This is a genomic window from Paraburkholderia sp. Clong3, assembly GCF_050436485.1.
Classification (GTDB): Bacteria; Pseudomonadota; Gammaproteobacteria; order Burkholderiales; family Burkholderiaceae; genus Paraburkholderia; species Paraburkholderia tuberum.
Window position 1 is genome coordinate 2,825,127 of sequence record NZ_JBNDMH010000003.1, and the last position, 26,292, is coordinate 2,851,418.

Here is a 26,292-nt window from a genome sequence, read left to right on the forward strand (position 1 = left end):
GCGCGCTTCAATGCGCGGCCCGCGAGGCGGCGATGATCGCGTCGGCCACGGCCTGCGGCTGGCTCAGCATCGCGACGTGGCTCGTCGCGACGCGCGTGATCTTCGCGTCGATGTGTTTCGCCATCTCCAGTTGCAAGGACGGATCGATCATGCGGTCGCGGCCCGACACCACGAAGTACGACGGCTTGCCATGCCACGCGGCGTTCGTCACCTTGTCGTCGATACAGCCGGCGGCCCAAGGCTGCTGGGTCGCCGCGATCAGGCGCTTCTGCGACAGCGGCAGATCCTGCGCGAAGTCGTCCAGCACCGCCTGGGTCGATAGCGTCAGATAACCCGCCGAGTCCTTGCGCAATTCGCTCGCCCAGACTGGCGCGGGTTGGTCCTTCGTGATGTCGGCAATGGACTGACTGTTGTCCGGCGCAAATGCCGCGACGTACACGAGGCTCTTCACCTTGTCGTCGTTGCCGGCCTCGCTGACCACCACGCCGCCCCATGAATGGCCGACCAGAATCACAGGCCCGTTCTGCTGCGCGATCACGCGCCGGGTTGCCGCCACGTCGTCGGCGAGCGAGCTCAGCGGATTCTGCACGGCCACCACGTGCAGGCCGCGCGCTTCGAGCAATGGGATCACTTTGTCCCAGCTGGACCCGTCAGCGAAAGCGCCGTGTACGAGAACGACGTTCTTGCCCTTCAGGTCATCGGACGGCGCCGCCTGCGCGGACTCCGTGGCCTGCAACGCGAACAGTCCGCCCAGCAACAGAACGGAGCCCAGAATTTTTTTCAGCAGCGTCGTCATCGTTTTTGTCTCGACAGGTTGAGTTAAACAAGGAGTCCGCGCGTCGACGTGAGCCGATGCACGCGGACGGCCTGCTCATTTGCATCGATCACGAATGCGCGTAGATGGAACCGAGGCCGACGATGTGGGAGCCGTCGTACACGCGATCCGCCGCCGCATGCTTCATCGGCACGTGCGAGCCCGAAGCGGAACTGCCGTTCGCGACGCCACCGTAGGCGGCCGCGTCATGGCCCGCACTGATGCGCGCCTCGGCCGCTTCGATGTTCTGCGGGTATTGCGTGTTGTCGCTGGCCGGGTTGTAGCCGGCCTTTTCCAACTGGACCAGTTCCGCGCGGACTTCGGCACGTGTGAGTGCCTGTTGCGGCTGCGATTGCGCGAACGAAACGACGGGAACGGCGACGAGTGCGGCGACGATCAGCGATTGAACGAGTTTCATGAGTCTTCTCCGGGTATCAAAACATTCAGGGATCAACGAATCAGGAGTGCGCGTAGATCGCGCCGAGGCCAACGACGTTCGAGCCGTCGTTGGCGCCATTCGCGGCCGCATGCTTCATCGGCACATGCGAGCTGGAAGCCGAGCTGCCATTCGCGACACCGCCGTAGGCGGTAGCGCCGTTGCCGGCGCTGACGCGCGCTTCTGCCGCTTCGATGTTCCGCGGGTATTGCGTGTTGTCGCTGGCCGGGTTGTAGCCGGCCTTTTCCAACTGGACCAGTTGCGCGCGGACTTCGGCACGTGTGAGTGCCTGTTGCGGCTGCGATTGCGCGAACGAAACGACGGGAACGGCGACGAGTGCGGCGACGATCAGCGATTGAACGAGTTTCATGAGTCTTCTCCGGGTATCGAACCATCAGGGATAAGGATTGAGCGGGACGCGAAGCCATCGACGTAGATACACTGTGACGTCCCGCCTGATTCACACGCAACGTTGTGAATCAACCTTGCGTGAAGACATTAGAACGCTCCAACGTATCTGCAATGTTTTCGTCACCCCCCATTTCTGCAAGCGTGTTTGTCTGCGTATGCCGTTGATACATTGCGATACAAAGACCCACTTCCGAACCTGCCGTGCAGGGCCGGCGTCGCATGCGTCGTGCGGGTCGCAGGTGGGTTGCAAATGGCCCGCTCATGAAAAAACCCCAGCAGCCGTACGTTCGACTGCTGGGGTTCCGTTCAGAAGAAGCCGGCGCGCGCCGGCTCCATCAAAGGCGGGTGACGTCGAGAATCGCATCCGCAAAGGCTTTCGGCGCTTCCTGCGGCAGGTTATGGCCGATGCCGCCGCTGATATTGCGGTGCTGATACTTGCCGGTAAACTTCTTCGCGTATGCTGCGGGCTCGGGATGCGCGGCGCCGTTCGCATCGCCTTCGAGTGTGATGGTCGGCACCGCGATCGTCGGTCCGGAGGCGAGGCGCTTTTCGAGTTCGTCGTATTGCGGCTCGCCCTGCGCGAGTCCCAGACGCCAGCGATAGTTGTGAATCACCACGGCAACATGGTCCGGGTTATTGAACGATTCGGCGGAGCGCTCGAACGTGGCGTCGTCGAAGTTCCATTTCGGCGAGGCGGTATGCCAGATCAGCTTGTTGAAGTCATGACGGTTCGCTTCATAGCCCGCGCGGCCGCGCTCCGTGGCGAAATAGAACTGATACCACCACGCGAGCTCGGCCTTCGGCGGCAACGGCGCGCGGTTCGCGTCCTGGCTGCCGATCAGATAGCCGCTCACCGACACCATCGCCTTCACGCGTTGCGGCCACAGCGCGGCGACGATGTTCACCGTGCGCGCGCCCCAGTCGAAGCCGCCGAGCACGGCCTTGTCGATTTTCAGCGCGTCCATCAGGTTGATGATGTCGACCGCGACCACCGCCTGCTGACCATTGCGCGGCGTATCCGCCGACAGAAAACGCGTGCCGCCGTAGCCGCGCAGGTAAGGCACGATCACGCGATAACCGGCCGCCGTCAGCAACGGCGTCACTTCGGCGAAGCTGTAGATGTCGTAAGGCCAGCCATGCAGCAGAATGACCACCGGTCCGTTCTGCGGGCCCGCTTCCGCGTAGCTGACATTCAGCGTGCCCGCATTGATCGAGCGAATGTTCTCGAACGACGCCACGCGCGCGCCCGCTTTCGCATTGCCGGCCGCGTCGGCCGATTGCGCATGCGCGAGTCCGCCCAGTCCCAATTCGAGCAGGCTGATACCGGCAACCGCCGTTCCGAGAAAGCGGCGGCGGCGACTATTGATCTGATCCGACATGGTTGTTCTCCTTCAAGCAAAGGCTTTGATACGGAATTGATCGGGTCCGCTCGCGCGCGATATCACACAGCCGCATGCGGGCACCGTGCAGGCAGAGCAGACTTCAATGGCAATCTGAAACGAATCGAACGAGACGAGATGCCTTGACGACTGAACCACTGGCTTACCGCTGTCGCACCGCTTGAGATACATAGTGACAGCGCAAGCCTTCATCAGCAAGAGCAACTAAGTTCACAAATCGTTGCCTTGTGAGCAACACATTAATCGCAATCGACAAATCACATGCGCGAGATCAACCAGCAACGCCTTCGCTACTTCAACGAGGTGCTCACGCACGGCACCATCCGCGGCGCCGCCGAAAGCATCAATACGTCACCCTCCGTGATCACGCGGCAGATCAAGCTGCTCGAGGACGAACTCGGCGCGGTGCTGTTCGAGCGGCAGCCGCGCGGAGTCAGGCCGACCGAAGCGGCCACGCATCTGCTCGAATTCTGGCGCGGCTACCGTTCGCAGCAGGAGAAGCTCGAAGATCAATTGCATGCGTTGAAAGGCCTGCAGCGAGGGCAGATCCGGCTCGCGGTCAGCGAAGGCTTCGTCGATACGCTGGTCGACGATGTGCTCGCGCCATTCTGCGTCCAATATCCAGAACTCGAAATCGGCCTCGATATGCTCGCGGTCGACGCGATCCAGGAAGAAGTCGCCGAAAGTCGTGCGCATATCGGGCTTGCGTACAATCCGCCGCCTCATGCGCGCCTCGCGCATCGCGCGAGTTCGCCGCAGCCGGTCGTGTTGTTGCTAAGAAGCGACCATCCGCTCGCGAAGCGCAAGCGACCCGCGACGCTCGACGACCTGCGCGCGTGGCCGCTCGCGTTGATGCCACCCACCTTTGGGATCGGTCATGTCGTCAAGATGACGGAACTCGCCGAAAACGTGTCGATTCCCGCGACGCTGACCACCAACTCACTGAGCGCATTGAAGCGCTTCGTCACGGTCGACAACTTCATGACGCTGATCGGCGAATTCGCTGCCTACCGCGAAATCGCGAGCGGCGAATTGACGACGATACCGATCGCGCATCCGCTGTTTTCCGGCGCGCAGGCGCGTGTGCTCGTCAAGACCGGCCGGCCGCTCGCACCGGGACCTCTCGAATTGCTGCGCTGGATCGAGGAGCGTATGCCGATGTTCTCCACGTCCAGCGCAAATAGCGTCGCAGCCGCGACCGGAACCGCGGTGCGTAAGCGCAGGGCGCGCTGAGCCAGCGTTCGGCTACCGCCGCCTCGCCCCCCCGCGCGCATCGGTTGCTCAACCGATTTGTGTCGCAATGTATCCGCGCCATACGCAGACACACTACATTGCAAGCGCGCCTGACCCCGACATAAACCAGATACGTGCGGGCGTTCCAATACGGCCATCCCAGCCAACGGAACGCCCAACATGCACAGTACGCTCGAAACTCCGCTCGCCCTGCTCGCCGGGCTGCTGACGATTGCCTCTCCCTGCGTGCTGCCGGTGATGCCGATCCTGCTCGGCACTTCCGTCGAACGACCGAGCCGCACGCGGCCACTGTTCATCGTCGCCGGCTTCATTCTGACTTTCGCGTCTTTCGCGCTGCTATTGGGCGCGGTGTCGAGCACCGTGCACGTCGCGCAACAGGTACTGCGCAATACCGGCATTGCGTTGCTCGCGCTGTCCGGGCTTCTGCGTATCTGGCCGCGCCCTTACGACTGGCTCGTCGCGCAACTGCAAGGGCCGCTCGAGCGCATCGGCGCGGCCATTGCGCCAGGGACGCAACCCGGCAGCGGCAACGCGGGCGGCTTCGTGCTCGGCATGTCGCTCGGCGCGGTATGGACGCCCTGCGCCGGCCCCGTGCTCGCGTCGATTCTGGTGCTCGTCGTGAAGGCTCAGGATCTCGGTTGGTCGGCTCTGCTGCTCACGCTGTATGCGATCGGCGCAGCGATTCCGATGCTCGCGATCATCTACGGCGGCCATTACGTGACGCGTCATGTACGTGTGGTCTCACGTCACGCGGAGCGCCTGCAACAGGTATTCGGCGTACTGGTGATGCTGACCGCCCTCGCCATCTATTTGCAGTACGACGTGCTGCTGTACGCGCGGCTCGCCGGTCTTTTCCCCTCACTCAAAGGACTTTGACATGACTACCCGCTTGAAAACCTTCGCACTGTCCACCGCGTTTGCCGCCTGCGCGTTGATCGCGACGAGTACGGTCGCCATCGCCGCGCCGCAGGAAAGCGGCTCGCCCGCACCCGAGCTCACAGGCATCACGCAATGGCTCAATAGCGAGCCGCTCAAATTGCAGCAATTGCGCGGCAAAGTGGTACTCGTCGACTTCTGGACCTATAGCTGCATCAATTGCGCCAACACGCTGCCTTACGTAAAAAGCTGGAACCAGAAGTACAAGGATCAGGGGCTCACGGTGATCGGCGTGCATACGCCGGAATATCCGTTCGAACGCGACACCGGCAACGTGAAGACCGCGCTGAAACGGTTCGGTATCAGCTATCCGGTTGCGCAGGACAACCAGTACGCGACCTGGAATGCCTATAACAATCAGTACTGGCCCGCGTTCTATCTGATCGACAAGCAAGGTCATATCGTCTACACGCACTTTGGAGAAGGCGCCTATGCGCAGACCGAAGCCAGGATTCAGGCGCTGCTCGCGCAGAAGAATTGACGAAGCGTTTGCTGACTCGTAGAACGGGAAAGCCCGCTGCACCCACGCGATCGGGTGCAGCGGGCCTTCGTTTTTGGCGGACGACTAAAAGAGGTAATTGGCGAAAAGGCCGTACGTAATCTGACTCGTCTTTTCGGTGATGGGGCTGTCGGTCGCGTCGCCGCGCAGCCACGCGAACGACACGCTCGCGCCGACGTTCCAACGCGTCGCGATCCGGTAAACCCCGTTGACTGAGAAGCGCAACTGGTTCAAACCGGAACTGGCCGAGTAGGTCGGCAATCCCGAGCGCGCGCTCTGCTCGGAATTCACGCCAAAATAGGTTTCGTTGTACTTGTCGCTTCCCCACGTCAGGCCCGGGCCTGCGCTGAGCGTCAGTTGCGCAATGGGTTGATAGCGTCCCAACAGATCGAAAGTCGCGACGGTGCCGCGATCGTTGCCGGCAACATCGGTCAAAACGCTCGCGCGTGCCGTGACGAACTCCCACGTATAAACACCGAACAGCTCCGCGTGCGCGGTGCGTTTGACGTCGCCGAGTCCGTGTAGCCGCGAGTCGTCGGACTCGCTGCGCGGTTCGATGAAATCGTAGGTCAACGCCGCGCCGACGCGCCAGTTACTATCACGATACAGATATGCGCCCAGCGATAGCACCGAGCCCGCGTCTGGATTCGCGCCGATAAAGAAGCGGTCGTAATTCACGCTCACCGACGGCACCACCTCCCATTTCGTGCCACTCGCGCCCGGAAATTTCGGCATGTTCACGACCCCTGCGCCAACCGCAAAGCGCCACGGGCTCGCGCTCGCGCCAGGCGCCTGCGTCACTTCCGGCGCGCCGATGGAGAACAGGCTTTCCGACAAACCGAGCGTATCGTCGGCCATCGCCGTGACGGCAAACAGCGACAAGCCAGCCCCCGCCAGCACCTTGAGCATACGCGGCTTTGACACATCGATCATTTCTGTTTTTCCGTGAAAAAGATTAAAAAAGACTGAATGCGATTTTTCCGATTCCGGCATTCATGGAGTGGCGGCGAAATTGTGAAATAGTTGAGTTTCTAATTGCAGCGGCGTTAAAAGAATGACCGATCGCCTCGCTCGATAATCGCGATGATAGAAAATACGTTTGTAATAGCCGATGCATCCGCTTTATTGGGACGTTTGTTTGGCACATCTCCCCCCCCAAGCAGGGTAGGGAATCGTGCCTTATTTCGGGGGATTCACATACAGAATACGTGGCGTGAGCATAGCCCGTTCCTTTCGCCCGTCGCAAGCATATTTTTCTAATTACATGCGGCAACCGCGTAATCGAGAAATAGATGCAATTTCAATGCTTGTATCAAGCGACGCGAATTTGCCATCCTCGTTCGTAGGCGATAATCTGTGCGGGCTTGACTTTCGCGTCGCCAGGTGTGAAATGTAGTCAGATGGCGGCTTTCGATGCGCGGTGATCTACGTTACGGGTGAGCTATGCCTTCAGGAAAGTACATCGGCGATAAAACAGTCGGTCCGTCGTTTTCATGTCTTTGTGACAAGTCTCAAGCGCAGTATGCCAACCGCCGTATCAGTGCCGATCTGTCGCGGCGCGGCTTCGTCACCGGTCTCGCCGCTTCGATGCTGAGCCTGGTTCTGCCCGGTCTTGTCAATGCTCAAACCACCCAACCGCCAGCACCGCCGGACAAGCCGGTGCTGTTCACGAACTTCCGCTTGTTCGACGGCAAATCGTCGACGTTGCGTGACGGCCTCTATATGGTTGTCGAGGGTGACAGCATCAGCCAGTTGGGTCGGGGTCAACCGGCTTCGATCGACGGCAAAACGCTCGTCGATTGCGGTGGCAAGGTGATGATGCCCGGCATGATCGACATGCACTGGCACGCGCTGCTCGCGGCAGTGCCGATTCAGGTCATCCTTCAATCCGACATTGCATTCGTCCATCTTGCGGCAAGCGCTGAAGCCGAACGTACGCTACTGCGCGGCTTCACAACGATACGCGACGCGGGCGGCCCGTCATTCGCGCTGAAGCAGGCAATCGATAGCGGCATGATTTCCGGGCCGCGAATCTATCCGTCCGGCGCGATGATCACGACCACCGGGGGTCACGGCGATTTTCGTGCGCTGAGCGATCTGCCGCGCGCCGGCAACCAGGTCACCCAACTGGAACGGGACGGTGGCTTCGCGATCGCCGACAGCGAAGACGAAGTCCGCTTGCGGGTGCGCGAGCAGTTCATTCAGGGCGCGACGCAGATCAAGCTGGTCGGAGCCGGTGGGGTATCGACGCCGCGCAGCCCGCTCGACATGCTCACGTTTACCGAAAAGCAGTTGCGCGCGGCCGTCGAAACAGCGGCCGACTGGGGCACCTATATCCTCTCGCATGCGTACACGTCCGAAGCGGTTCAGCGCTCCGTTGCGGCAGGCGTGCAGTGCATCGAGCACGGTCATCTGATGGACGACAGGACTGCGGCGTTGATGGCGAAGAACGGCACGTGGTTGAGCACGCAGCCGTTCGTCAACGAAGACGACGCGGGTCCGCTCGCCCCACCGATCCGCGAAAAATTTCTTCAGGTGATCGCGGGCACCGACAGGGTTTTCAAGCTCGCGCGCAAGCATGGCATCAAGGTCGCGTTCGGCACGGACCTGATCTTTTCGCAGGCCGTGGCCGCACGGCAAGGCACGATGCTCACGCATATGAAGGCGTGGTATAGCGCAGCCGAAGCATTGGGCATCGCAACGGGCACCAATGGCCAGCTACTCGCGCTGTCCGGGCACCGCAATCCGTACCCGCGCAAGCTCGGTGTACTCGAGGAAGGTGCGTACGCCGATCTGCTGCTCGTCGACGGCAATCCGCTCGAGAATCTCGACCTGATCGCGAAGCCGGAGCAGAACCTGCGCATCGTGATGAAGGATGGAAAGTTCTACAAGAACACGCTGAAAGCGTAAACAACAATACAGGCGGGCGCGCAACCTGGCGCGCCCGCATTCGCTACACCGTCACACTATTTAGCCCTGCCCCTGCAGACGGATGTCGCGCGACGATGCGCCGACGTACACCGAGCTGCCCGGCACATAGAGCCAACGGTTGCTCGTCGTATCCCACACGCTCTGCATGCGCTGCGTCACGACGACGTGCACACGACGCGATTCGCCCGGGTTCAGACCCACCTTGTCCCAGCCGACGAGACGCCGCGGCGGTTCACCCTGATACGGCACGCCGAGGTACACCTGCGGCACTTCCGCACCGGCGACGCGACCATCGTTACGCACGTTGAACGACACGTCGATCAGGCCGCCCGGCAGATGCTGAACCGACAGACCCGAGTATGCGAAGTGCGTGTACGACAGGCCATAGCCAAACTCGAACATCGGCGTGATGTTCTGCGAGTCGTACCAGCGATAGCCCATATCGAGCTTCTCGGCGTACACCGGGTTCGCCGCAAACGCGCCATTCGTGCCCCACGTCGGCGTATCCTGGTCGCGCACCGGGAACGTGACGGGCAGCTTGCCGGAAGGATTGACCTTGCCGAACAGCACGTTCGCAATCGCATTGCCGCCGCCTTCGCCCGGATACCATGCTTCGATGATCGCCGACACGCTATCCTTCCACGGCATCAGCACCGGGTTGCCGCTTTCGACGACGACGATCGTGTGCGGATTGGCCGCCGCAACCGCTTCGACGAGTGCATCCTGGTTGGTCGGATTCGCGAGGCCGAGGCTCGGCAGATCGCCGATATCCTCACCGGCCGGCTGCGCGACCACGACGATCGCGACGTCGGAGTTGGCCGCCAGCGTGGCCGCCTGGGTGATCTGCTGCTGCGTGTAGGCGGCAAACGGCGACTGCTGATCGCTGTTGCCGGCGAAGGTCACGGTGGCCTGCGGCGCGAGCGCCTTGATCGCCGACACGATCGGCGTGTTCAGCTTCAGCCACGGGTTGGTCCACCAGCTGCAGCCCGTCTCCGTGCCGAACGTCAAGCCGCCGCAACCGGCGAACGCGCCCGTCACCGGATCGCGCGTGTTGCCTGAACCGCCGCCCGTCAGCACCGCCGCGTCGGCATGGCCGCCGATCACCGCGATACGCGACAGCGAACCAGCGGCGAGCGGCAACTGATTGCTGGCGTTCTTCAGCAGTACCATCGACTGCTCTTCGACCGACTGCGTGAAGGCTCTCGCGGCCGAGAAGTCGATGGTCGCGCCACCCTTCGGCGGATCGTCCATCACGCCCGTGCGGATCATCACATACAGCTTGCGCTCGACCATGTCGTCGAGGCGCGCGGTCGACACCGAGCCGTTCGCGATCGCCTGTTTGACCAGCGTGGGCGTCAGATAGACGGTCGAACCGACGTCTTCCTCCTCGTCGAGACCGGCATTGATCGCCGGTGCCGTGCTATGCGTCGCGCCCCAGTCCGACTGCACCTGACCTTCGAAGTGCCAGTCGTTCTTCAGCACGTCGTTGAGAATGTGCGGGTTCTCGCAGGCCTGGATGCCGTTGACCTCGTTGTAGCTGCACATCACGCTGCCGGGCTGCGCGCGGCGCGCGGCGATTTCGAACGGCAGCAGATAGAGTTCGCGCATCGTGCGCTCGTCGATCTGGCTATTGCCGCCGCCGCGGTTATGTTCCTGCTCGTTGCCCATGTAGTGCTTGATCGTCGCGATGACCTTCTGGCTTTGCGTGCCGTCGGTGCGCTCGGCGAGCATCTCGCCGGCAAGCACCGGATCTTCGCCGAGATACTCGAAGAGCCGGCCACCGCGTGGCTCACGCGCGAGGTTGGTGCCACCGCCGAGCCCCATGCCGAAGCCCTGCTGACGCAACTGGATCGCGATCTGCTTGCCGAAGTTCCACGACAGCGCGCGGTCCCAGCTCGCCGCTACCGCGAGCGTCGCCGGGAAGGTCGTCGATGGCTGGTTGGTGCTGCCCGAACCCGTGGCCGAGTCGACCATGTTCAGGTCGGGAATGCCGAGACGCGGCACGCCCTGAATGTAGCCCGCGCCGCCGCCCGGCACGGCGGACATCGCGTACTGCGAGTGAATGAACTGCAGCTTTTCGTCGATCGTCATCTTGTTGACGAGCGTTTCCGCGCGCCGATGCGCCGCGGCCGACGCGAACGCGTTCAGCACCGTCGACATGGGCGCGAAGTCGAGACCAGGAGTGGGGATGTCCGCGTGCGCAGCGGCGGGCGCAGCGGCGCTCACGGCCGCCGCTATCGCGACGGCCGGCCATAGTTTCTTCTGCATAGGTGTCTCTCCGAAATTGTGCTTTTCTGGGGCAACGGAGCGCGTCGGGGGATGGAAAACGGACGCGAAAACAGGCATGCAGCGATGACTGCAAACGTTTGCCTGTGGGAAGAAGAATCGGCGCAACTGGATGGGCTGTAGCGACTCTTCGTGGTGAGTAATGTAGGAATGTAGTCTGACTACAGCATCGGTATTTATACCAATACGTGTAATTTTATGCGTAATGGGGCGTAAGGCTTTTCCGACACAGGCTAATTGAAAGTTAGCGAATCAAAGCGAATAAAGAGTCGGCAATTTTGTGCGGGTTTTTATTCAAATTGGTGAGTGGGCATTTGCGCATTGACAACAAAAAAGCCGCCGTCTAGTTTAATGGAGACCGCATCCCTTAAACTGGATTACATGAACATCAACGCCCAGATCGCGCGCCGGATCAAAGAACTGCGCGAAGCTCAAAATTGGTCGCTCGATGCACTGGCCGAGCGCAGCAAAGTCAGCCGCTCGAATATCTCGCTGATCGAGCGCGGCCAGAGCAGCCCTACCGCGACCGTGCTCGACAAACTCGCGACCGCGTTGAACGTGCCGCTCGCGTCGCTATTCGAGCAGGATGGCGCGCCGGCTGCCGAGCCATCGCCGGTCAGTCGCGCAACCGAGCAGGCGGTGTGGACCGATCCGAGCTCGGGGTATGTGCGACGTCATCTGTCGCCGACCACGCGCTCGGCGATCCAGTTGGTCGAGGTCAACTTTCCCGCCGGTCAGCGCGTCAGTTACGAAACCGGCGCGCGCGACGCGGACATTCATCAACAGGTGTGGATGCTCGACGGGTCGATGGAAATCACGGTCGGCGACACCAGCTGGCGGCTCAAGACCGGCGACTGCCTGGCGATGCGGCTCGACAGCCCGATCGTGTTCCGTAACCCCACTCGCAAACGCGCGCGCTATCTCGTCGCGCTGACCACATCGCCAGTCAACGAACGGAGAAACGGATGAGCGATAACGTGACCATACGGCGCGTGGGCGCGAGCGAAGCTTCGGCCTGCGTCGAAGCGCTCGCCGACGTGCTGATCGACTGCGTGGAAGGCGGAGCATCGGTCAGCTTCATGCTGCCGATCTCGCGTAACACGGCGCTCGCGTTCTGGCGCAACGTCGTGGAGAGCGTCGCGCGTGGCGAGCGCGTATTGCTGATCGCCGAAGATCACAGCGGCGATATCGTGGGCACCGTGCAGCTGATTACCGCGCAACCCGAAAATCAGCCACATCGGGCCGACGTAGCGAAGATGCTCGTGCACAGAAAAGCACGCCGGCGCGGCGTCGCGCACGCTCTGATGAGCGAACTCGATCGCATCGCGCGGGAAGAGAAGAAATCGGTTCTCGTGCTCGACACCGTGACCGGCGGCGATGCCGAACGGCTTTATCAGCGCGCCGGATGGCAACGCGTCGGCAGCGTGCCGAATTACGCGCTGATGCCCGACGGGGCGTTGTGCGCCACGACGTTCTATTGCAAGCAACTTTGACTGCGCAAACCGTCCGCTCCGCGCAAGTATTTGAAAATTTCAACTACTTGCCTATAATGCCTGCACTGCGTATGACGCGGACAGCGGAGCAAATTCTTGTATTCGGACTTCCTGACTTTCAGGCTCGACCTGACCAGCGCGTTGCTGATCAACCGCGCGAACCTGGTCTACCGCGAGCGCTGGGATCTCGACGTGCGTGCGCTGCGCGTGCTGCGCCTCGTCTGCGCGGAGCCCGACATCACCCCCAAGTCCGTTTCGCAACGCGCGCTGATCGAAAAGACGCTGCTTTCCAAGGTCCTCGCCGAGCTTGAAACGCGCGGACTGATCGCGCGCGGCATGCATGCGTCTGACCGCCGTAGCATCGCGTTGCGCGCCACGGCGCAAGGCCTCGAAGTTGCGCAGGCATCCGAAACGGTCGGCACCGAACTCGAGGTCGAGCTCGCGAAGGCGCTCAGCGAGAACGAGCGCAAGACGCTCGAGCGTCTGCTCCGCAAGCTTTCGCACAGCCTGCTCGAAAGCGAGTCCGCAAGCGCGCCGCCTGCGAGATCCTGACGGACGATCCGCATTGCGCCGCTTTCCCTTGCGCTCACGCTAACAAGGAGCCCTCCATGTCGAAGCTGATCGAAACGATGGCGACCGCGATCGACGCGTTGCTGCCTGAACTCGAAGTGATCTACAAAGATCTGCACGCGCACCCCGAGCTGTCAATGCAGGAGGTGCGCACCGCGGGCATCGTCGCGGACTACGTGGAAAAGCTCGGTTACGAGGTGACGCGCAACGTCGGCGTGACGGGCGTCGTTGCGTTGCTGCGCAACGGCGACGGTCCCACCGTGATGCTGCGCGCCGACATGGACGCGCTGCCGATGGCCGAAGCGACCGGCCTGCCCTATGCGAGCACGGTGAGGGCGAAAGACGAAGACGGGCTCGAAGTCGGCGTCGCGCATTCGTGCGGCCACGACATGCACGTCACGTGGCTGCTCGGCGTCGCGCGTCTGATGGCAGGGCATCGCGACGCATGGCGCGGCACGCTGATGGCCGTGTTCCAGCCCGGTGAGGAAGTCGGCCGCGGCGCGCGCAGCATGCTCGACGACGGCATGACCACGCGCTTTCCGAAGCCCGACGTGATTCTCGGCCAGCACGTGATGGTCGGCGCGGCGGGCACGGTCGGCTATCGCAGCGGCACGATCCTGTCGGCCGGTGACAGCGTCAAGGTGAAGCTGTTCGGCCGCGGCGCGCACGGCTCGCAACCGCAGACGTCGATTGATCCGGTCATCATGGCGGCCTCGACGACCTTGCGTCTGCAAACCATCGTGTCGCGCGAAATCGCGCCGAGCGACAGCGCCGTGCTGACCATCGGCTCTCTGCAGGCCGGCACGAAAGAAAACATCATCCCCGACGACGCGACGCTGAAGCTCAACATGCGCACTTACGACGATGACGTGCGCGAGTACATGCTCGGCGCGATCCGCCGCATCTGCTGCGCCGAATGCGTGGCGTCGAACGCGCCGCGCGAACCCGAATTCACGACGCTATCGAGCTATCCGCTGACGATCAACGACGCCGCGACCACCGAGCGTGTGCGCAACGCGTTCGAGGCGCAGTTCGGCGAGCGCGCGTACGAATCGCCGCCGGCCGCCGCGAGCGAAGACTTCAGCGTGTTCGGCCGCGAATGGAACGTGCCGTACTCGTTCTGGTTCGTCGGCGGCACGGACCCCGAGGTGTTCCGCAAAGCGCTCGCCGCGAAAAAACTCAACGAGATTCCGAGCAATCACTCTCCGAAGTTCGCACCGGTGCTCGACCCGACCCTGCGCACGGGTCTCGAAGCCATGTTGTGCGCGGCCGGTGCGTGGCTCGACCAACACGAAACGACTCAGTGAATTCACACGCCGTCTATACCGTTCTCGATCTGATCGGCACCTTCGTGTTCGCGATCAGCGGCGCGGTCGCCGCGCGTCAACGACGGCTCGACCTGTTCGGCATCGTCGTGATCGCCTTCATGGTCGCGTGCGGCGGCGGCATCGTGCGCGACGTGTGCATCGGCGCGATCCCACCGGCCGGGCTGTCGAACTGGCGCTATCTGGCCACCGCGCTCGCCGCGTCGGCGGTGACGATTCTCGCGTATCCGCAGGTGCGCCGGCTGCGTCAGCCGGTGCTGTTCTTCGACGCGATCGGGCTCGGTCTGTTCGCGGTGTCGGGCGCGCAGAAAGCGCTCACGTACGGCCACAATGCCGAACTCGCGATTCTGCTCGGCGTCGTCAGCGCGGTGGGCGGCGGAGTGATGCGCGACGTCGTGCTCTCGCGCGTGCCCGCGATTCTCGAGCGCGAGATCTATGCGTCGGCCGCGCTGTTCGGTGCGGCGGTGCAGGTCGGTTTTTCGTACGCGGGCTGGACGGACTGGTGGACGCCGTGGTTCGCGACGTTGGCTTGCGTGTTGGTGCGGCTCGCGTCGCTGCGCTACGGCTGGCGGCTGCCGGTCTTCCAGGGCAGACGCACGGCCGAGACGCGCGACAATCCATAACAGGTCCTGCGCGCTTCAGCTCGCGGTTTGCGCAATCAGCACCGCCGCCGCGCCACGTTGTCTCGTGCGTTTCACCGGCTCCCTCCGTTCGTTCCACATGTCGGTCCACCCGCGACGAAGTGCGTGGTCATGCACCACCCGCCATGCTCGGCAGCAGATCGCGATAGATATGAATCATCGCGGGCCCCATCAGCACGACGAGCAGCGCCGGAAAAATGCAGAACATCAACGGAAACAGCAACTTCAGCGCGATCTTCGCGGCCCGCTCCTCGGCGCGCATCCGGCGCCGCGTGCGCAGCGTATCGGACAGCACACGCAGCGACGCGCCGATGCTGGTGCCGAAGCGCTCGGCCTGGATCAGCATCGCGCTGAACGAGTCGATGTCTTCCACACCGGTGCGCAGCGAAAAATTGCGCAGCGCCTTTTCCTTCGAGAAACCTGACCGCATTTCGAGCAGCATCAGTTCGAGCTCGCTCGCGACCACCGCGCTGCGAAGGCGGATTTCCTCGCCGACTTTCATCAGCGACGCATCGAGGCCCAGACCCGCTTCGACACACACGGTCAGCAGATCGAGCGCATCGGGAAAGTCCTCGACGATGCTGCGCTTGCGCGCTGCGATGCGGCGCGACAGCACGACGTTCGGCAGGTAGTAGCCGAGCGCGGCCAGCACGACCAGCACGATCGCGCGTTCGAGCAGCGAATTCGCGAACGACGAGCCGTACAGCGCGAGCATCGCCACGAGCGGCAACGTCAGCGCGAGCGCGGTCTTCGCGGCCAGATAGATCGGCGCGGCGTTGGCCGAGCGCCAGCCGGCGGTCATCAATTGCAGGCGCAGTGCGGATTGCTCCCAGCCGTCCTTCGGCACCGACAGCTTCGAGATCGGCTGCGAAATCTCGACGAGCTTTTCGTACCACGGCGTCTGCGCGGCGGCGTCGAGTTGCTCCGGCGCCGGGACGGCATTCGCGCCGCCCGCCTGCTCGATACGGCGGCTCATGTCGCGCGGCGTGCTTAGATGCATCGCGCCGAACGCGGCCGCGAAAACGATCGCGAATACGCCGGCAAGCAACAGAATCTGCGTGATGTTCAGTGTTTGCATGGTCCTTCCCCGATGACCTCTCGCCCGCTCAGACGCGAATCTTCACGATGTGCCGCATCCACAGAATGCCGAACAGCATGGCCACGCTCGCCACCGCGATCATCTTGACGCCCGCCGGGTCCTGCCACAGAACGTTCAGGAACCCGGGGTTGATCGCCATCATCGCGGCGCCGACGCCGAACGGCAGCAGGCCGAGCACCCACGCGGACATCTTGCCTTCGGCGGCGAGCACGCGAACCTTGTCGAATAGCTTGAAGCGGTCGCGGATCAGCGCGGTGATGCCGTCGAGCACTTCGGCGAGATTGCCGCCCGTCTCGCGCTGGATCACGACGGCGATCACGAAGTAACGCAGATCGCGAATCGGCACGCGCGTCGCGAGATTCGTCAGCGCCTCGCTGATCGACACGCCGTAGTTGATCTCGTCGAACACGATGCGGAACTCGCCGCTCATCGGCTCGGCGAACTCGGTGCCGACCATATCGATCGCGCCGGTGAACGCATGGCCCGAACGCAACGCGCGCGACAGCATGTCGCAAACGTCCGGCAGTTGCCGTTCGAGTTGACGGATGCGCCGGTTGCGCCGCCGCTGCACGTAGGCGATCGGCAGCAATCCGGACAGCGCCGCGGCGCCCGCGATGAAGACCCACGGCATCGCGAGGCTCGCGCCCGCCATCAGCACGAACGGCGGCCACACCGCGCAGGTGCCGACGAGTCGCCCGACCGACCACGATAGCCCCGACTGCTGCAGAAACAGATCGAGCGCATGCACGCGCGGCATGCGCAGCAGCAGCCGCGTGAGCACCGCCGAGTCGGCCATCGTGCGCGTCTTCAGAATCGAAAGACGCTGCCTGCTCAACGCGCCGCCGGCGGATACCGCGCGAATCCGCGAATCGACGCGGCGCGCGACCGGGCCGTGCCGGCTGTTCCAATACTCGTAGACGCCGCTCGTCGCGAGCACCACGGCCGCGAACAGCAGAATGATCGACGCGTAGAAAATCGGGCTCATGCAAGTCTCCTGAAACACCGGGCGAGCGGTTGGTGCGCGTTGCCCATACCTGTCATGTCGTTTCGAAGCGACGCGCCGGATCGTAGACCTGCTCCGAGGGCGCCACGCCGAATGCCTGCAAGCGCTCGGCGAATTTGGGCCGCACGCCGGTCGCGCAATAATGGCCGCGCACGTTGCCCTTCGTGTCGACGCCGGAGCGGCGGAACACGAAGATCTCCTGCATGTTGATCATGTCGCCCTCCATGCCGGTCAGCTCCGAAATGCTGACGATCTTGCGGCGGCCATCGGTCAGACGGGTGGCTTGCACGACCACCGAAATCGCCGACGAAATCTGCTGGCGCATCGTGCGCGTCGGCAGCGCCAGGCCGCCGAGCGTCATCATGTTTTCGAGGCGCGTCAGCGCATCGCGCGGTGTGTTCGCGTGGATCGTCGACAGCGAGCCTTCGTGGCCGGTGTTCATCGCGTTCAGCATGTCGAGCGCTTCGGCGCCGCGCACCTCGCCGAGAATGATGCGGTCGGGCCGCATCCGCAGCGCGTTGCGCACCAGCGTGCGCTGCGTGATCTCGCCGCGTCCCTCGATGTTCGGCGAACGCGTCTCCAGCCGCAGCACGTGTTGCTGGCGCAGTTGCAGCTCGGCCGCGTCCTCGATCGTGACGATGCGCTCGTCGCCCGGAATGAAGCCCGACAGCACGTTCAGCAGCGTGGTCTTGCCGCTGCCCGTGCCGCCCGACACGAGGATGTTCACCTTCGCGCGCGCGAGCGCATCGAGCACTTCGGCCATCGGCGGCGTCAGGCTCTGCAATTCGATCAGGTCGGCAACCTGCAACGGATTGGCGGCGAAACGGCGGATCGACAGCAACGGACCATCGATCGCACAGGGCCGGATGATCGCGTTCACGCGCGAGCCGTCCGGCAAGCGCGCGTCGACCATCGGGCTCGATTCGTCGATATGGCGGCCGACGCCGGAGACGATCTTCTCGATGACCTTCATCAGATGCGCGTCGTCGTAGAAGGTCACATCGGTCGCTTCGAGACGGCCACGGCGCTCGACGTACGTATGACGATGCGTATTCACCAGAATGTCGGACACGGTCGGGTCGCGCAGCAGCACTTCGAGCGGACCGAAGCCGAACATTTCGTCGTGCACGTCGCCGACGAGTTGCCGGCGTTCGAGATCGTTGGCGGGCGCCTTCTGATCTTCGAGAATGCGCCCGATCAGCGTCGCGATCTCCTGGCGGACCTGCTCGGGCGGCAGGCGCGACAGCCGTTCGAGCTCGACGCGTTCGAGCACCGCCTGATGAATCTCGCGTTTCAGTTTCTGGTAGGCGCTGCGCAACATGCCGGCGCCCGCCGGGTCCTGGCGTTCGCCCAGCGGCTGCACGCGTTGCGCGGAAATCTGCTCACGAAGCGACATGACGTTCCCCTGTTCTGATCGTGTAGCGTTGCAGCACGGTTAAAGCGTTTCGAGTTTCGGCGACGGCTGGCGGCCCAGCAGCCGCCCGAACAGCGACTCGCCCTTCGCGCGCGAACGCCCCGGTTGGGTCGCGCGTGCCGCGATGTTTTCGGCGAGCGCCTGCAGGCTGCGCGCAACCCCGCTGCCGCGCGCGGTCTTCGACACCGGCAGTCCCTGGTTCATCGCATCGGTCACCGTTTCGGCATCCTCGGGGATCACCTGATACGCGCTCATGCCGAGCACGGATTCGAGCGCCGCGCGCGGCCGCTCGCCGTGCCGTGTATAGCGGTTCAGGATCAGCCGCATCTGCTCCTGCGCGTAGCCGAGCGAGCAGAGAATCTCCTGCAGCCGGCGGCCGGCCCGCACGTGCGGCATGCTCGCCTGCAGCACGAGATGAATCTGGTCGCTGCGATCGAGCGCGAGCATCGACAGCTGGTTCAGCGTCTGGCCGAGATCGAACAGCACGAAGTCGTAATGCGGCGCGGCGACGCCGAGCAGCCACTCGAGTCGGTCTTCCTTGATCTCGGCCGCCTTCACCGGGTCGCCCGCGCCGGCGAGAATATGGAAGCTGTCGCTCACGTGCACGAGGCTCGTGTCGAAGAATGCGGCATCCATGCGTTCGATCTGCGCGCAGATTTGCGGCAGTGTCGACGGCGGCGTCTGGTCGGAGACCAGAAACGCGGCATCGGCGAACTGCTGGTTCAGATCGATCAGCAAAACGCGCTTTTTCTGCGGCAGAGTCGCGATCGCATGCGCGACGTTCGCGGCGATGAAGCTGGTGCCGGCGCCGCCCTTGCACGACACGAACGACAGAATCCGCGTATCGCGCGTGCCGCCTTGCAGGCTCTGCGCCTGCGCGCGCTGCAGCGCGTCGCCGAACTGGCGCGAATCGAGCGGCCAGTTCAGCACGTCGCGAAAGCCCGCGCGCATCGCGGCGATCAGCGTCTGCGGCGATGCGTCGGGAATCAGCAGGATGCAGGTGAGCCGTCCATGCTCGCGATGCAGGCGCTCCACCACCGCGAGCTCCGCATCCTTTAGCGACGCGGCGTCGACGATCAGCACGTCGAACGCGTCGAGCGTGTCGCCGCGTTCGCCGAGCAGCGACGGCGTGCCCATCGCGCGCGTGATCCGGTAGTCGCCGGCTTCGCCGCTCAGATGCGCGATCTGCGCGAGCCGTGCGCCGTCTTCAGAGAGAGCCAGGATGTTGATCATGATGTTCCCAACCGAGCTGTCGAATTAACCGGCGGACGGCGCGTCCGCCCCATGCGCCGCGTTCGCCATCACTGACTGCCGCCGCTGCTGCCGATACCCATCACGAACGGATTGAACGTCGTGACCGGCGTCTGGAACGACTTGTCGTACTGCTGCTGGGCGGCGACCGCGGCCTTGCCGTCGACGCCCGGTGTGGATGGCGTGTGCTCGCCCGCATGCGGATCGATGATCTGCATCTGCGTCACGGTGCGCACGGCGTCGCCCACGTGTGCGTCCCAGATCGGCGAGCTCGACATGCAGCCGCTCAACGAGCCGCCCAGCATCAGCAGCAACGCCGCGCGGCGCGGGATCAGAAGATGTTCGGGTTTCATGAGAGTCTCCTTCGCGGCGCGTTATGGGTTGGGCTGGGCGGCCTTGATCGTCGAATAGCCCGGGCTCACGGCGTCGGCTTTGGCGAGTGCGGGTTCGGCGTTGGTGTGCGCTTGCGCTGCCGACGCTGCCGTTGCTGTCGTCTTGTCCGGTGGCGGCACCGCCGCCGACGGTGCCGGCCGGTCCGCCTGGGTGTCACGCGGCAGCAGCGCGGCGGGCGCGGTCGAGCCTTCGGTCGGTGCCGGCGTCGGAACCGGTGCGGGCAACGCGGGTTGCGTTTGCGGTTGCGCGGGCATCTGCGGCGCATTCGGGTTCGCGGCGCCCGCTGCCTGCGCTGCGGGCCGGCGGCCTTCCATGTTGCCGGTCGCGTAGACCGTGCCGTCGGATACACCGGTGAAGCTATCGGTCGGCAGCGGATAGTCGCCCGCCGGCAGCGGCTTCACCAGATGCACGGTGACGATGAAGATCAGCTCCGTGCGATCCTGCTGGAACGACGTGCTGCGAAACAGCGCACCGAGCACCGGCACTTCGCCGATGCCGGGCAGCGCCTTCAGCGAGCCGGTGATGTTGTTCTGGATCAACCCGCCGATCGCGAAGCTCTCGCCGTCGTTCATCTGCACCGTCGTCGACGCGCGCCGCGTCGTGATCAGCGGCAGCACCGAGGTGTTGCTCGTGCCGCTCGCCGACACGGTGACGCCGGTCGGCGACAGTTCCGATACTTCCGGCGCGACCTTCAGATTCACGCGACTACCCGCGAGCACGGTCGGCGTGAATTTGAGGCCGACGCCGAACTCTTCTTCCTGCAGCGTGATCGTCGAGCCGCCCGAGCCGTTGCTTTGCGACACCGGAATGAAGACCCGGCCGCCCGCGAGGAACGACGCTTCCTGGCCGCTCAGCGTGACGAGGTTCGGCTCCGCGAGAATCTTGCTGAGGCTGTCGCTCTTCTGCGCGTCGACGGCGATATTGAACGGCCTGTTGTTCGCCTTGCTCACCGCGATACCACTGCTGACACCGGCGAGCAGGCTGCTCACGAGCGCACCGGTCCACGAACCGAAGCCGCCCTGGATGTTGACCGCCGCGCCCAACTGATTGAGCAACGTCTTCGACACCTCGGCGACCTTTACTTCGAGCATCACTTGCTGCGGCGAATCGACCGTCATCATGTTGATGACTTCGGAACCCTTGCTAACACTCGAGCTTTGCTGCGAGATCGTGCCGCCGTTACCAAAGCTCGCGGTGCTCGCCTGGTCTTGCTGGGTGGGCTGCGCGCCCGCGTAAGCGCCGGCGATGGTCATCGCCTGCTGCGCAGCCTGCCCGCTCGACACGCGGCCCGCGAGCACGAGATTGCCGGCCGCGCTCGACACGCGAATGCCGCGCTCGTTCGGCAGCAATTGCGCGAGTGTGCGTTGCAGCCCTTCGGCATCGACGCCGACGCTCACGTCGATGATCTGGCATGCGCCGCTGCGGCCCTGCACGATCATGTTCGTGGTGCCGACGCTCATGCCGACCACGTACAGCGTGCGCTGCGACACGAGCGTCGCCTGCGCGACGACCGGATTGCCGAGCGTGCGGTTGCGCGCGGCCTCGACGAGCGGCACCAGAATCGACTTGCCGACTGCCACCGACACGCTCGATTCGTCGCGAATCTCGCCGGTGCAGTTCGGCCCGGTCAGCTGCGCGGGGGCGACCCCCCTGCCGCTCGTCGCGCCGGTCGGCATCGGCGTGTTGCTGACCAGCATCGGCACGGCGCCCCGGCCGACCGGTAGCGGCGCTGTCTGCGCACCCCAGCCCGGCGGCATTTGCGCGGCGGCCATCGTTTGTGCCGCGCTGTCGTGTGCGGCCGTCAATCCGGCGCATAGCGCGGCGGCGAGCACCGTGCCGCCGAGCGAGCGGCAATGCTTGCCGCCACCGGATGAGAACCGTTGTTGTGTTTTCATGTTGCTGCCCCCGTCGCTCGATAGGTGTGAACCGAGACGTCTTTTAATGGCCTTCTGATTCAGATCGTGGCGCCTGACGTGAACTCGCGCAAACCCGCGCGCCGCGACCGCGCTAGAAACATTCGACGCTGCCCGTCACCCCCGACAGCACGCCAACGCAATCGCGCCTGGGCGCCGGACGCGCCGCATAGTGGGTGCGCACCGGATGCACCTCGGGCGCCGCCGGCGCCGAAGCCGGCACGTCGAGCAAGGTCAGCTTGGTCGCGCCGCCGGTGCTCGGGGTCTGCTTGTCCACCTGATTGCGCAGCACCAGCGACAGCGTGCCGACGCTGCGCGCGAGGTCGAGCTTCTCGGCCTGCTCGGGCGTCACCTCGAGCGTCACCGCGTTGACCACTTTCGGCGCGGTGTCATCGCGGCTGACCTGCTGCGCGACCGCTAGCACGAGGATCTTTTCGAGCACGATCTTCGAGATGCTTTGCGGCGTGTCGGTCTTGTTCGTCTGCTGCGTATTGACGATCACGTCGACGTAGTTGCCCGGCAGCGCGAAGCCCGCGACGCCGACCACGTCGTTCACGCGCACGGTGATCGCGCGATTGCCTTCACCAATCACCGCTGACAAGCCACCCTTCGTGCCCTGCGGCGCGAGCTTCGATTCGAGCACCGGCTCGCCGGGCGCGAGACTCGTCAGCAGCACGCGCCCTTCGAGCGCCTTGCCGTCGGCGAACGCACCGGGCGGCACGCTCGAAGTCGGCCAACTGACCAGGTGGACCAGGTTCTGGTTCAGCGGCTGGCCGAGGCTGATTTCCGACGACGCCACCGCAACCGACGTCACCGCGCCCGACGACGTCTGCAGCAGCCAGCGCGACGCGAAACTCACGGCCGCGAGGCCCGCCAGCACGGCGATCGTCAGCATCACTAAAGCCCGACTGTTTTTCATGGCAACACTCCCGCATCGTTCAGTGGAAACGTCCGGCTATAGCGCGGCCGCGAACAGCATTCCGAGGGTTCCGGCCGCGATCGCGACGCCGTAGGGAATCGACCCGACCGATCCGGACCGCGCATCGATCAGGTTTGGCTGTCCGAGCGGCGCGACGACGAGGCCGCCGAGCAGTTGCCGCAGATTCGCGAGCACGCGCGCGAAGCGGCCGCGGCGCAGCACGATCAGCAGAGACCAGAGCCCGCCGAGCAGAAAAGTGGCAACCGCGATCCGCCAGGTCAGCGCGGGTCCGACCCACGCGCCGATCATCATCAGCAGCTTCACGTCGCCGGCGGCCATGCCGCCCAGCAGATAGAACGGCAACAGCAAAGCGAGGCCGCACGCCGCCCCGATCAACCAGTCGAGCGCGCCGGCGAGCGGCCCCTGAATCGACATCTGCACGGCAAGCGCGACGGCGAGTCCGAGTGAGATCAGGCGATTCGGAATGCGCCGCGCGCTTATGTCCGTGCTCGCGGCCACGATCGCCAGCACGATCACGCACAGCGGTACAGGATGTGGCGGCAGAGGTGGCAGCGTCATGATGACCTCGTCAAGGATGATTGAGCCGCGTCAGACCGAGTCAGCGAGATTGTTGAAGATCGCGCTGAGGTTGGTGCCGAGCGTGGTCACGCCGCCGATGATCAGCAGTGCAATCAGGCCGGCGAGCAGGCCGTATTCGATGGCGGTCACACCGTCCTCGTCGTGAATGAAACGTGCTGCGCGAGCAATCAGGTTCTTCATGACAGACCTCCTTTTTCCAGTGGGAAGGGGACGGACGAATCGCGAGGTTCGTCCGTCGACTCGCTGACTCAGACCGAGTCAGCGAGGTTGTTGAAAATCGTCTGCAGATGCTGGCCGAGCGTGGTCACGCCGGTGATGATCAACAGCGCGATCAGGCCGGCGAGCAGCCCATATTCGATGGCGGTCACGCCGTCTTCGTCACGAACGAAACGGGCTGCGGCAGCGATGATGTTCTTCATGATTCGACTCCTCTGGAAGACTAACTAATGGAACCCGTTACCAGGATTGGCGTGGGCGATGGGACTGCGGGTACTGCAGGGAAATGCGGGAAGCTGCTGGCTAGTTTCGCCGCCCGATCAGCGTCGCGCGGTGTTTGATCCGCATGGTCGCAACGCTGGGCGACACGAACTGGAGGAAACGGGGAAAGTGAAGCGGCAGCTGCCGGGCGAGCCGCAGCATCGCGGCCGCGTGCCGCTGGCGCAGCATGGCCGCACGATGTGCGCGGCACACGGGCCTGGTATCGCCGCGCAGTCGCGTGATCTTGTTGTGCATACATCCCCCGTCTTTCGTGATTTTTTTCTTGGCGTCGGCTCGAGGCCGGCACCCGCTAGTCAGTCGACGTTGGCTCCCTCTCTCTCGCCATGGTGTGCTGCCTGTTCAGGTCCGCAGCATCGTGCCGTCGACTTCCGCGCACTCCCTATCGCAAGGACGGGACCAGCTTTGCGAAAACAGCGTAATGACGCGGGTTCGAGCCGACTGGCCTCCAGCCTCCCGCCGTATTCGCGTCCGAAATGTCCGAATGCGCAACGTTTTGCCTGACCCGCCGAACACTTCGCGGATCGCGTAATGCCCCGCCGGGCAAGGCTCGGCATTTTTTTCCCAGGACTTTCCCTAGTCCGGTAAAAATGAAATTCCATCGAAAAATCGCCGTTCCCGAAGGGCGCGCCGGTCCAAAGCGTCTCATCGGCGAGACGGCTTGGTGCGTTGGCGCACATAAGACTGGCCGTTTGGCCCGCTATTTGGCGGAGTCGGCAGTGCGCGGCTCGCGGCCAGGAAAACGCGAGCTTGAAAGTCGCATCAATTTCCGCCAACAATGAGCTGACCGGTTCAGCGCAACGACACGGTTTTTAATTCGATGTCGCGCGCCGACACATACAAGACGGAACCTATAAACAGAACGAACGGCGGGTCGATAGACCCGATCCGGATCACGCGGGGGGCGGGGATCATGTACGCATCACAACTACGCATGCGCAGCGGCGACAGCGAGATTCACGGCTGGCTTACGCCCGAGCGTATCGTCTTCTACTGCTGTGGGATGTGCGTACTGTACGTGGGGATCATCGCGTTGTGGGCCTATGCGAGCCACGGCTTCACCGACCCGCGGCTCACGCGTCCCGGTGAGGATTTTTCGATTTTCTGGTCGGCCTCGTATGGACTGCTGCACGGTTCGGCCATGCAGGTCTATGACCATGCGTCGTTCGACAAGCTACAGCGCGCGCTATTCACGAACGTGAGCCACGACAGCGTGATGCCCTGGCTTTATCCGCCGACGTTCCTCCTGCTGATCGCGCCGCTCGCGCTGTTACCGCAGCTCGTCATGTACTTCGTGTTCGTCGGCGGCGGCATCGCGCTGCTCAGCGCGGGCACGCTGCGCGTGTCGGGCCTTGCCGACAGCTTCAGGGGCTCGCGCTTCGCATGGTTGGTCGTCGCGGCCTCGCCGTGCGTGTTCGTGCCAGCCATCTTCGGCCAGAACTCGCTGCTGACCGCCGGCATCGCCGCGCTCACGCTGCATTGGCTCCGGCGGCATCCGGTACGCACGGGGCTGTGCCTCGGTCTGCTCGCGATCAAGCCGCAGATGGCCGTGCTGTTTCCGCTCGTGCTGATTGCCGCACGCGCATGGCGCACGCTGGCGGCCGCCGCGTTCAGCGCGGCGCTGTTCGGCGCGTTCAGCGTGCTGATATGCGGCGTGCAATCGGTGCGGCTCTTCTTCGTCAACACCGGCATTGCGCGTGAGACGCTGCTCGAGCAATGCCGCGGCTACTGGCTCGCGTCGCCGACCGCGTTCGCGGTGCTGCGCGAGGGCGGTGCGCCGATCGCCGCGGCCTTTGCGGCCCAGGCCTGCGTCGGGCTCATCGCCGCGGCAGCCGCATGGCAGGTGTGGCGAAACACGCGCGACACGCGGCTGCGCGCGGCGAGTCTCGTCGTCGCCACGCTGCTGACGAACCCCTACGTGTGGCACTACGAACTGGCGTGGCTCGGCATCGCGACGGCCTGCCTGACCGCGCTCGGCATCGGCGAAGGCTGGCTGCGCGGCGAGCAGAGTGTGATTGCGCTCGCGTGGCTGCTGCCGGTCTATGAACTTTTCAACCGCACGGCCGAGTTGCCGCAGATCGGCCCGATCGTTCTGCTGCTGGTGCTGCTGATCGTCGTGCGCCGCGTGCGCGTGATGGACGAAGAACGCGGCGAGCGCACCACCCTCGCCTATTCGCACGCGGTTCGAATCATTCGATAAACGGGGAAG

At 63.9% G+C, this 26,292-nt stretch carries 27 protein-coding genes; 10 read left to right on the forward strand and 17 right to left on the reverse strand.

What is annotated here, in order from left to right; genetic code table 11:
* Positions 1 to 7: 7 nt before the first annotated feature.
* From OKW30_RS36345 to OKW30_RS36360, 4 genes are all read right to left on the reverse strand, one after another.
* Complete coding sequence (locus tag OKW30_RS36345; protein ID WP_184072831.1) at positions 8 to 796, reverse strand: alpha/beta fold hydrolase; 789 nt, start codon at positions 794 to 796, stop codon at positions 8 to 10.
* Between the two features lie 88 nt (positions 797 to 884).
* Entirely contained in the window at positions 885 to 1,232 is a 348-nt protein-coding gene (locus OKW30_RS36350; RefSeq protein WP_187627138.1) for a DUF4148 domain-containing protein, read from the reverse strand.
* A gap of 40 nt (positions 1,233 to 1,272) precedes the next feature.
* Positions 1,273 to 1,620 carry a DUF4148 domain-containing protein gene (locus OKW30_RS36355; protein WP_184072826.1) on the reverse strand — a complete coding sequence of 116 codons (348 nt, stop codon included), beginning with the start codon at positions 1,618 to 1,620 and terminating at the stop codon, positions 1,273 to 1,275.
* A 376-nt stretch (positions 1,621 to 1,996) separates the two neighbouring features.
* Positions 1,997 to 3,040 carry an alpha/beta fold hydrolase gene (locus OKW30_RS36360; RefSeq protein ID WP_187618648.1) on the reverse strand — a complete coding sequence of 348 codons (1,044 nt, stop codon included), beginning with the start codon at positions 3,038 to 3,040 and terminating at the stop codon, positions 1,997 to 1,999.
* A 282-nt stretch (positions 3,041 to 3,322) separates the two neighbouring features.
* Between OKW30_RS36360 and OKW30_RS36365 the strand changes: the two genes are divergently transcribed.
* From OKW30_RS36365 to OKW30_RS36375, 3 genes are all read left to right on the forward strand, one after another.
* The gene (locus OKW30_RS36365; RefSeq protein WP_429349003.1) at positions 3,323 to 4,294 is read left to right on the forward strand and encodes a LysR family transcriptional regulator; all 972 of its coding nucleotides are present in this window, start codon (positions 3,323 to 3,325) and stop codon (positions 4,292 to 4,294) included.
* Positions 4,295 to 4,474: 180 nt separating this feature from the next.
* Entirely contained in the window at positions 4,475 to 5,191 is a 717-nt protein-coding gene (locus OKW30_RS36370) for a cytochrome c biogenesis CcdA family protein (RefSeq protein WP_184024474.1), read from the forward strand.
* A 1-nt stretch (position 5,192) separates the two neighbouring features.
* Complete coding sequence (locus OKW30_RS36375; protein ID WP_184024470.1) at positions 5,193 to 5,732, forward strand: thioredoxin family protein; 540 nt, start codon at positions 5,193 to 5,195, stop codon at positions 5,730 to 5,732.
* A gap of 84 nt (positions 5,733 to 5,816) precedes the next feature.
* Here OKW30_RS36375 and OKW30_RS36380 read toward each other — a convergent pair whose 3' ends face one another.
* Entirely contained in the window at positions 5,817 to 6,683 is an 867-nt protein-coding gene (locus OKW30_RS36380) for a MipA/OmpV family protein (RefSeq protein WP_184072818.1), read from the reverse strand.
* A 510-nt stretch (positions 6,684 to 7,193) separates the two neighbouring features.
* Between OKW30_RS36380 and OKW30_RS36385 the strand changes: the two genes are divergently transcribed.
* Entirely contained in the window at positions 7,194 to 8,660 is a 1,467-nt protein-coding gene (locus OKW30_RS36385; protein ID WP_429349004.1) for an amidohydrolase family protein, read from the forward strand.
* A 60-nt stretch (positions 8,661 to 8,720) separates the two neighbouring features.
* Here the strand turns inward: OKW30_RS36385 and OKW30_RS36390 are convergent, their stop codons facing one another.
* A complete protein-coding gene (locus OKW30_RS36390) occupies positions 8,721 to 10,949 on the reverse strand; it encodes a beta-glucosidase family protein (protein ID WP_184072816.1) in 2,229 nt (742 codons plus the stop codon).
* A gap of 399 nt (positions 10,950 to 11,348) precedes the next feature.
* Between OKW30_RS36390 and OKW30_RS36395 the strand changes: the two genes are divergently transcribed.
* The 5 genes from OKW30_RS36395 to OKW30_RS36415 all read left to right on the forward strand — a co-directional run bounded on the left by OKW30_RS36395 (position 11,349) and on the right by OKW30_RS36415 (position 14,978).
* The gene (locus tag OKW30_RS36395; RefSeq protein ID WP_429349005.1) at positions 11,349 to 11,936 is read left to right on the forward strand and encodes a helix-turn-helix domain-containing protein; all 588 of its coding nucleotides are present in this window, start codon (positions 11,349 to 11,351) and stop codon (positions 11,934 to 11,936) included.
* Positions 11,933 to 12,460: an N-acetyltransferase family protein gene (locus OKW30_RS36400; protein WP_429349006.1), complete on the forward strand. Its 528-nt coding sequence runs from the start codon at positions 11,933 to 11,935 to the stop codon at positions 12,458 to 12,460. The genes OKW30_RS36395 and OKW30_RS36400 overlap by 4 nt, the downstream gene beginning before the upstream one ends.
* 96 nt (positions 12,461 to 12,556) lie before the next feature.
* Positions 12,557 to 13,012, forward strand: a complete 456-nt coding sequence (locus OKW30_RS36405; RefSeq protein ID WP_184072810.1) for a MarR family winged helix-turn-helix transcriptional regulator — start codon at positions 12,557 to 12,559, stop codon at positions 13,010 to 13,012.
* A 56-nt stretch (positions 13,013 to 13,068) separates the two neighbouring features.
* A complete protein-coding gene (locus tag OKW30_RS36410) occupies positions 13,069 to 14,337 on the forward strand; it encodes a M20 family metallopeptidase (protein ID WP_429349007.1) in 1,269 nt (422 codons plus the stop codon).
* On the forward strand, positions 14,334 to 14,978 hold the full coding sequence (locus tag OKW30_RS36415) for a trimeric intracellular cation channel family protein (RefSeq protein ID WP_429349008.1): 645 nt from the start codon (positions 14,334 to 14,336) through the stop codon (positions 14,976 to 14,978). Before OKW30_RS36410 ends, OKW30_RS36415 begins: the two co-directional genes overlap by 4 nt.
* A gap of 127 nt (positions 14,979 to 15,105) precedes the next feature.
* Here OKW30_RS36415 and OKW30_RS36420 read toward each other — a convergent pair whose 3' ends face one another.
* The 11 genes from OKW30_RS36420 to OKW30_RS36470 all read right to left on the reverse strand — a co-directional run bounded on the left by OKW30_RS36420 (position 15,106) and on the right by OKW30_RS36470 (position 24,320).
* Positions 15,106 to 16,074, reverse strand: coding sequence for a type II secretion system F family protein (locus OKW30_RS36420; protein ID WP_429349009.1), 969 nt, complete (start codon positions 16,072 to 16,074; stop codon positions 15,106 to 15,108).
* 28 nt (positions 16,075 to 16,102) lie between these two features.
* Positions 16,103 to 17,080, reverse strand: a complete 978-nt coding sequence (locus OKW30_RS36425; protein ID WP_429349010.1) for a type II secretion system F family protein — start codon at positions 17,078 to 17,080, stop codon at positions 16,103 to 16,105.
* A 52-nt stretch (positions 17,081 to 17,132) separates the two neighbouring features.
* Positions 17,133 to 18,494, reverse strand: coding sequence for a CpaF family protein (locus tag OKW30_RS36430; protein WP_429349011.1), 1,362 nt, complete (start codon positions 18,492 to 18,494; stop codon positions 17,133 to 17,135).
* 39 nt (positions 18,495 to 18,533) lie between these two features.
* On the reverse strand, positions 18,534 to 19,745 hold the full coding sequence (locus OKW30_RS36435) for an AAA family ATPase (RefSeq protein ID WP_429349012.1): 1,212 nt from the start codon (positions 19,743 to 19,745) through the stop codon (positions 18,534 to 18,536).
* Between the two features lie 68 nt (positions 19,746 to 19,813).
* Positions 19,814 to 20,116 carry a hypothetical protein gene (locus OKW30_RS36440; protein WP_184072797.1) on the reverse strand — a complete coding sequence of 101 codons (303 nt, stop codon included), beginning with the start codon at positions 20,114 to 20,116 and terminating at the stop codon, positions 19,814 to 19,816.
* A gap of 21 nt (positions 20,117 to 20,137) precedes the next feature.
* On the reverse strand, positions 20,138 to 22,051 hold the full coding sequence (locus tag OKW30_RS36445) for a type II and III secretion system protein family protein (protein ID WP_429349013.1): 1,914 nt from the start codon (positions 22,049 to 22,051) through the stop codon (positions 20,138 to 20,140).
* A gap of 112 nt (positions 22,052 to 22,163) precedes the next feature.
* Positions 22,164 to 22,988, reverse strand: coding sequence for a Flp pilus assembly protein CpaB (gene cpaB, locus OKW30_RS36450; RefSeq protein ID WP_429349014.1), 825 nt, complete (start codon positions 22,986 to 22,988; stop codon positions 22,164 to 22,166).
* A gap of 36 nt (positions 22,989 to 23,024) precedes the next feature.
* A complete protein-coding gene (locus OKW30_RS36455; protein WP_184072791.1) occupies positions 23,025 to 23,567 on the reverse strand; it encodes an A24 family peptidase in 543 nt (180 codons plus the stop codon).
* A 30-nt stretch (positions 23,568 to 23,597) separates the two neighbouring features.
* On the reverse strand, positions 23,598 to 23,768 hold the full coding sequence (locus OKW30_RS36460) for a Flp family type IVb pilin (protein WP_184024399.1): 171 nt from the start codon (positions 23,766 to 23,768) through the stop codon (positions 23,598 to 23,600).
* 68 nt (positions 23,769 to 23,836) lie between these two features.
* Positions 23,837 to 24,007, reverse strand: a complete 171-nt coding sequence (locus OKW30_RS36465; protein WP_184024396.1) for a Flp family type IVb pilin — start codon at positions 24,005 to 24,007, stop codon at positions 23,837 to 23,839.
* A 100-nt stretch (positions 24,008 to 24,107) separates the two neighbouring features.
* The gene (locus OKW30_RS36470) at positions 24,108 to 24,320 is read right to left on the reverse strand and encodes a hypothetical protein (protein WP_184072789.1); all 213 of its coding nucleotides are present in this window, start codon (positions 24,318 to 24,320) and stop codon (positions 24,108 to 24,110) included.
* Between the two features lie 676 nt (positions 24,321 to 24,996).
* On the opposite strand from OKW30_RS36470, the gene OKW30_RS36475 reads away from it, so the two are divergent.
* A complete protein-coding gene (locus tag OKW30_RS36475) occupies positions 24,997 to 26,283 on the forward strand; it encodes a glycosyltransferase family 87 protein (RefSeq protein WP_429349015.1) in 1,287 nt (428 codons plus the stop codon).
* The last annotated feature ends 9 nt before the right edge of the window (positions 26,284 to 26,292 follow it).

What these genes read in the sequence shown, in the direction of transcription:
- OKW30_RS36465 (WP_184024396.1), bottom strand. Translation starts at nt 24,007, where the DNA reads ATGAAGAACATCATCGCTGCCGCAGCCCGTTTCGTTCGTGACGAAGAC.
- OKW30_RS36375 (WP_184024470.1), top strand. Translation starts at nt 5,193, where the DNA reads ATGACTACCCGCTTGAAAACCTTCGCACTGTCCACCGCGTTTGCCGCC.
- OKW30_RS36380 (WP_184072818.1), bottom strand. Translation starts at nt 6,683, where the DNA reads ATGATCGATGTGTCAAAGCCGCGTATGCTCAAGGTGCTGGCGGGGGCT.
- OKW30_RS36360 (WP_187618648.1), bottom strand. Translation starts at nt 3,040, where the DNA reads ATGTCGGATCAGATCAATAGTCGCCGCCGCCGCTTTCTCGGAACGGCG.
- OKW30_RS36460 (WP_184024399.1), bottom strand. Translation starts at nt 23,768, where the DNA reads ATGAAGAACCTGATTGCTCGCGCAGCACGTTTCATTCACGACGAGGAC.
- OKW30_RS36455 (WP_184072791.1), bottom strand. Translation starts at nt 23,567, where the DNA reads ATGACGCTGCCACCTCTGCCGCCACATCCTGTACCGCTGTGCGTGATC.
- OKW30_RS36440 (WP_184072797.1), bottom strand. Translation starts at nt 20,116, where the DNA reads ATGAAACCCGAACATCTTCTGATCCCGCGCCGCGCGGCGTTGCTGCTG.
- OKW30_RS36395 (WP_429349005.1), top strand. Translation starts at nt 11,349, where the DNA reads ATGAACATCAACGCCCAGATCGCGCGCCGGATCAAAGAACTGCGCGAA.
- cpaB (WP_429349014.1), bottom strand. Translation starts at nt 22,988, where the DNA reads ATGAAAAACAGTCGGGCTTTAGTGATGCTGACGATCGCCGTGCTGGCG.
- OKW30_RS36435 (WP_429349012.1), bottom strand. Translation starts at nt 19,745, where the DNA reads ATGATCAACATCCTGGCTCTCTCTGAAGACGGCGCACGGCTCGCGCAG.
- OKW30_RS36355 (WP_184072826.1), bottom strand. Translation starts at nt 1,620, where the DNA reads ATGAAACTCGTTCAATCGCTGATCGTCGCCGCACTCGTCGCCGTTCCC.
- OKW30_RS36425 (WP_429349010.1), bottom strand. Translation starts at nt 17,080, where the DNA reads ATGAGCCCGATTTTCTACGCGTCGATCATTCTGCTGTTCGCGGCCGTG.
- OKW30_RS36365 (WP_429349003.1), top strand. Translation starts at nt 3,323, where the DNA reads ATGCGCGAGATCAACCAGCAACGCCTTCGCTACTTCAACGAGGTGCTC.
- OKW30_RS36475 (WP_429349015.1), top strand. Translation starts at nt 24,997, where the DNA reads ATGTACGCATCACAACTACGCATGCGCAGCGGCGACAGCGAGATTCAC.
- OKW30_RS36400 (WP_429349006.1), top strand. Translation starts at nt 11,933, where the DNA reads ATGAGCGATAACGTGACCATACGGCGCGTGGGCGCGAGCGAAGCTTCG.
- OKW30_RS36350 (WP_187627138.1), bottom strand. Translation starts at nt 1,232, where the DNA reads ATGAAACTCGTTCAATCGCTGATCGTCGCCGCACTCGTCGCCGTTCCC.
- OKW30_RS36390 (WP_184072816.1), bottom strand. Translation starts at nt 10,949, where the DNA reads ATGCAGAAGAAACTATGGCCGGCCGTCGCGATAGCGGCGGCCGTGAGC.
- OKW30_RS36420 (WP_429349009.1), bottom strand. Translation starts at nt 16,074, where the DNA reads ATGCAAACACTGAACATCACGCAGATTCTGTTGCTTGCCGGCGTATTC.
- OKW30_RS36385 (WP_429349004.1), top strand. Translation starts at nt 7,194, where the DNA reads ATGCCTTCAGGAAAGTACATCGGCGATAAAACAGTCGGTCCGTCGTTT.
- OKW30_RS36370 (WP_184024474.1), top strand. Translation starts at nt 4,475, where the DNA reads ATGCACAGTACGCTCGAAACTCCGCTCGCCCTGCTCGCCGGGCTGCTG.
- OKW30_RS36345 (WP_184072831.1), bottom strand. Translation starts at nt 796, where the DNA reads ATGACGACGCTGCTGAAAAAAATTCTGGGCTCCGTTCTGTTGCTGGGC.
- OKW30_RS36410 (WP_429349007.1), top strand. Translation starts at nt 13,069, where the DNA reads ATGTCGAAGCTGATCGAAACGATGGCGACCGCGATCGACGCGTTGCTG.
- OKW30_RS36445 (WP_429349013.1), bottom strand. Translation starts at nt 22,051, where the DNA reads ATGAAAACACAACAACGGTTCTCATCCGGTGGCGGCAAGCATTGCCGC.
- OKW30_RS36470 (WP_184072789.1), bottom strand. Translation starts at nt 24,320, where the DNA reads ATGCACAACAAGATCACGCGACTGCGCGGCGATACCAGGCCCGTGTGC.
- OKW30_RS36430 (WP_429349011.1), bottom strand. Translation starts at nt 18,494, where the DNA reads ATGTCGCTTCGTGAGCAGATTTCCGCGCAACGCGTGCAGCCGCTGGGC.